Origin of the sequence: Dietzia sp. CQ4, assembly GCF_014145125.1 — a bacterium.
Classification (GTDB): Bacteria; Actinomycetota; Actinomycetes; order Mycobacteriales; family Mycobacteriaceae; genus Dietzia; species Dietzia natronolimnaea.
In genome coordinates this window covers 1-3,587 of sequence record NZ_JAALDZ010000113.1, presented here as the reverse complement: position 1 = coordinate 3,587, position 3,587 = coordinate 1, and the positions used below count along the sequence as shown (strand labels likewise).

At 72.3% G+C, this 3,587-nt stretch carries 5 protein-coding genes; 3 read left to right on the top strand and 2 right to left on the bottom strand.

Features of this window, described 5'->3' with window-relative positions; all coding sequences use genetic code 11:
• Window positions 1-67 precede the first annotated feature (67 nt).
• A complete protein-coding gene (locus G6031_RS07375; RefSeq protein ID WP_182610835.1) occupies window positions 68-880 on the bottom strand; it encodes an alpha/beta hydrolase in 813 nt (270 codons plus the stop codon).
• 104 nt (window positions 881-984) lie between these two features.
• Between G6031_RS07375 and G6031_RS07370 the strand changes: the two genes are divergently transcribed.
• The 3 genes from G6031_RS07370 (at window position 985) to G6031_RS07360 (ending at window position 3,281) form a co-directional block, all read left to right on the top strand.
• Window positions 985-1,434: a MarR family transcriptional regulator gene (locus G6031_RS07370; RefSeq protein WP_259844083.1), complete on the top strand. Its 450-nt coding sequence runs from the start codon at window positions 985-987 to the stop codon at window positions 1,432-1,434.
• Between the two features lie 28 nt (window positions 1,435-1,462).
• A complete protein-coding gene (locus tag G6031_RS07365) occupies window positions 1,463-2,137 on the top strand; it encodes an SDR family oxidoreductase (protein WP_182652896.1) in 675 nt (224 codons plus the stop codon).
• Between the two features lie 73 nt (window positions 2,138-2,210).
• On the top strand, window positions 2,211-3,281 hold the full coding sequence (locus G6031_RS07360) for a 2-dehydropantoate 2-reductase (RefSeq protein WP_182652895.1): 1,071 nt from the start codon (window positions 2,211-2,213) through the stop codon (window positions 3,279-3,281).
• Window positions 3,282-3,341: 60 nt separating this feature from the next.
• On the opposite strand, the gene G6031_RS07355 is transcribed toward G6031_RS07360, so the two are convergent.
• Window positions 3,342-3,587, bottom strand: a 246-nt coding sequence (locus G6031_RS07355; protein WP_182652894.1) for a (2Fe-2S)-binding protein, incomplete at its 5' end; no start/stop codon positions are given.

Below are 3,587 nucleotides of genomic sequence, written 5' to 3'. Positions count from 1 at the left end.
GACCCGGGCCGCCGGACCCGGGCCTCCGTACCCGGCCCGCCTGACCCGGGCCGCCGGACCCGGGCCGTCAGACCCGGCTCGTCGCCCCCGCATACGCCAACCCGCGCTCGACGGTCGCGGCGATCGAGGCGGCGACGCCCTCCGGATCGTCCGACATCGGAACGTGCCCGTCTGCCGAGATCTCGATCCGGGCCTGCGGGAACAACCTCGACGCGAGCGAGACCTGCCGGACCGGCAGCACCAGGTCGAACCGGCCCCACCGGATGGTGATCGGCAGCTCCTCGTCCACCGGTGCGGAGAACAGGAACGTCCTGCGGTCCGCCCGGTCCAGCACGGTGTTGCTGATGATCGCCTCGCCGTCGATCGCCGCCGCCTCGGCGGGGTACCGCCACGGCCGAGCGCAGAACGCGGCCATCATCACCGCACGGCCCGCCGCCCTCTCGGTCACCACGGGGATGTGCCGGCCCAGCTTCCCGGCCGCCCGGCGCAGACTGTGGAACACGGTCATCGTGTAGCGCCACTCGGCGTCGGACCGGAAGAACCCGGCGGGCGAGAGCGCGGTGACACTGCTCGCCAGGCCACGGGCCCCCAGCTCCAGTGCGAGGAAGCCGCCGAGCGAGTTCCCGACGACGTGGGGGCGCTCCCCGTCCGGCACGACCTCCGCGATGAGCTCCGTCAATTGGTCCATCATGTACTCGAGCACGTCACCCGCGTCGGGGAGATCCGCCGACTCCCCGTGTCCGGGCAGGTCCACCACCACCAGCCGGAACCGGTCCGCCAGGAGCGGGACGACCGAGTCCCACGCGTGCGCACGGTGGCAGACACCGTGCATGAGGATGATCGTGGGACCGGAACCGGTGATCTGGTGATACAAATCCATGCCGAGAGTATCCCTCACGGCCCGGGATGACGCCCCATAACCGCCCCGGAACGTGCTTACATCTCCCATGCGACCGAGGGGACGAACGGGTCAGGGGGCACGGCGTGGACACTGTGACGAGCGGACTGGCGACGGAGTTCCGGCCCATCCTCCTCAGGCTGGACCTGCTGGTCCGGCGGCAGAACACCCAGTACGCCCTCAGCCGCGCACAGACCTCGATCCTCTACACGCTCGCCTGCCACGGGCGGCTGCGGATGAGCGACCTGGCCCGGTTGGAGAACGTCCGGGTCCCGACGACCAGCAATTCCGTGACCGTGGTGGAGAGCATGGGCTACGTGGAGCGCGTGCGGGACCACTCGGACGGCCGCGGCGTCTGCGTGGAGCTCACCGACCTCGGGCGGGCACGGATCGACCAGGTGCTCGAGGCGCGCGACCAGGACTTCGCCGACCACCTGTCCCGCCTGTCCCCGGAGCACCGGGAGACGCTGTCGGCGGCGGTCCCCGCCCTCAACGCACTCCTGGACGCCTTCGACGGGACCGCGACCGCCCGCTGAGCCTCCGCGGCGTCTACCCTCACCGGACATGGGCACAGTCATGATCACCGGCGCCTCGCGCGGGATCGGCGCGGCCACGGCCAGGGCGCTCGAGTCGGATCACGACCTGATCCTGGTGGGCCGCGACGCCGACGCACTGGCGTCGGTGGCCCGCTCCTGCAGGTCCGCCCGGGTGGTGACCGCGGATCTGACGACGGTCGACGGGGTGTCATCGGTCGCCGACGGGATCGCCTCCCTCGACGGGGTGGTCCACTGTGCCGGGGTGGCCGACCTCGGGCGGATCGACGAGTCGGACGCCGCCGAGTGGCGTCGCGCGTTCGAGATCAACGTCCTCGCGGTGGTCGAGCTCACCCGGGTGTTGCTCCCGGCGCTCCGCGCGGCCCGCGGCCACGTCGTCGTCATCAACTCCGGTGCCGGGACCACCGCCAAGCCGGGCTGGGGCTCCTACAGTGCCTCCAAGTTCGCGCTGCGCGCCGTCACCGACACCCTCCGCGGCGAGGAACCGGCCCTGCGCGTCACCTCGATCCATCCGGGACGCGTGGACACCGACATGCAGCGGGCGATCGTCGCCGCCGAGGGCGGGAAGTATGACCCGTCGGCCCACCTCAGCCCGGACTCCGTGGCCACCGCGGTGCGCCACGCCCTCGACTCGGGGCCCGACGCCCACCCGACCGAGGTGGTTCTGCGACCCCGGCGCCACTGAGATCCCCTCGACCCGGTGGGCACGCGCGCGATCCCACCGCCGGACCGCTGCGCATGTCGTAACGTCCAGCACCATGGTCGGCACCGACACCCCGCTGCGCATCACCGTCATCGGTGCGGGCGTGGTCGGGTGTTATCTGGGCGGCAGGCTCGCCCGCCACGCCGACGTGACGCTGGTCGGGCGCCCTCATGTCCTCGACCCGATCCGCGCGGTCGGACTCACCGTGGAGTCCGGTGAGGGCGTGGAGGACCGCCTCCACGTGCCCGCCGAGGCGCTCACCCTGGCCGAGACGCCGGTGGCCGTCCGACGCTCGGACGTGGTGCTCGTGTGCACCAAGGCCGGCTCCACCGCCTCCGCCACCGCCGAGTTCGTCCCGTACCTGCGTCCGGGATCCCTGGTGGTGGGACTGCAGAACGGTCTGCACTCGGCTGATCTGATCCGCGAGGGCGTGGACGCCACACCGGTGATCGCCGGGATCATCCCCTTCAACGTCGCGCGGACCGGACCCGCCACCTACCGTCGGACCAGCACCGGGGAGATCCGGATCGCCGAGCATCCCCTCGCCGCCCCGCTCCTGCGCGTGATGGAGGAGGCCGATCTCCGGGTGCGCGCGACCGACGACATCCAGGCGGTACTGCACGGCAAGGTCCTGCTGAACATGAACAACGCGGTCCAGGCGTTGTCCGGCCTCCCGCTGAGGACCGAACTCCTCGACCGGGACCTGCGCAGATGCGTCGCGCTCTGTCAGGCCGAGGCCAACCGGGTCTTCACCGCCGCCGGAGTGGTGTCCCGGGTACCCATCGCGGTACCCGCCGGCATGCTGCCGGCCGTCATGCGGCTGCCCACCCCGGTGTTCCGCAGGCTCGCCAGGGCGGTCATGCGGGTCGACGCCGACGGGACGTCGTCGATGAACGACGACCTGGTCCGGGGCCGACCGACCGAGATCGACATCCTCCAGGGGGAGGTGGTGCGGATGGGTCGGTACCTCGGTGTCGAGACGCCGGCGTGTGCGCACATGGTCGAGCTGGTGCACGAGGCCGAACGGGCCGGACCCGGTCGCCGCCAGTGGACCGGCAAGGCACTTCTCGCGGAACTGCAGCGGGCACGGCGACGCGCACGACGGCTGGCGCGGCTGCAGCTCTAGGGCGGGCGGTCGTTCCGGGACGGCAACTCTGGGGATGGTGCCCGGCCCCGGCCCGACACGTCAGGACGACGTGCGCCGCAGGAGCTCTGCATGCCGGTCCGCCGGGGTGCGACGCGGGCAGCCGGCACATTTGTCGCCCGCGGTCGCGACGTAGATCAGGCAGCAGGACCCTCGACGCACGAACCGCCGGGTGTCGCCCGGTCCCTCGACGTCGACGTACCGGACCGGCAGCAGCGGCGGGCGGACGACATCGCGGGCCAGTTCGCAGCCGCGGGCGGGGTCGCCGGCGGCGCGGCCGGCCTCCAG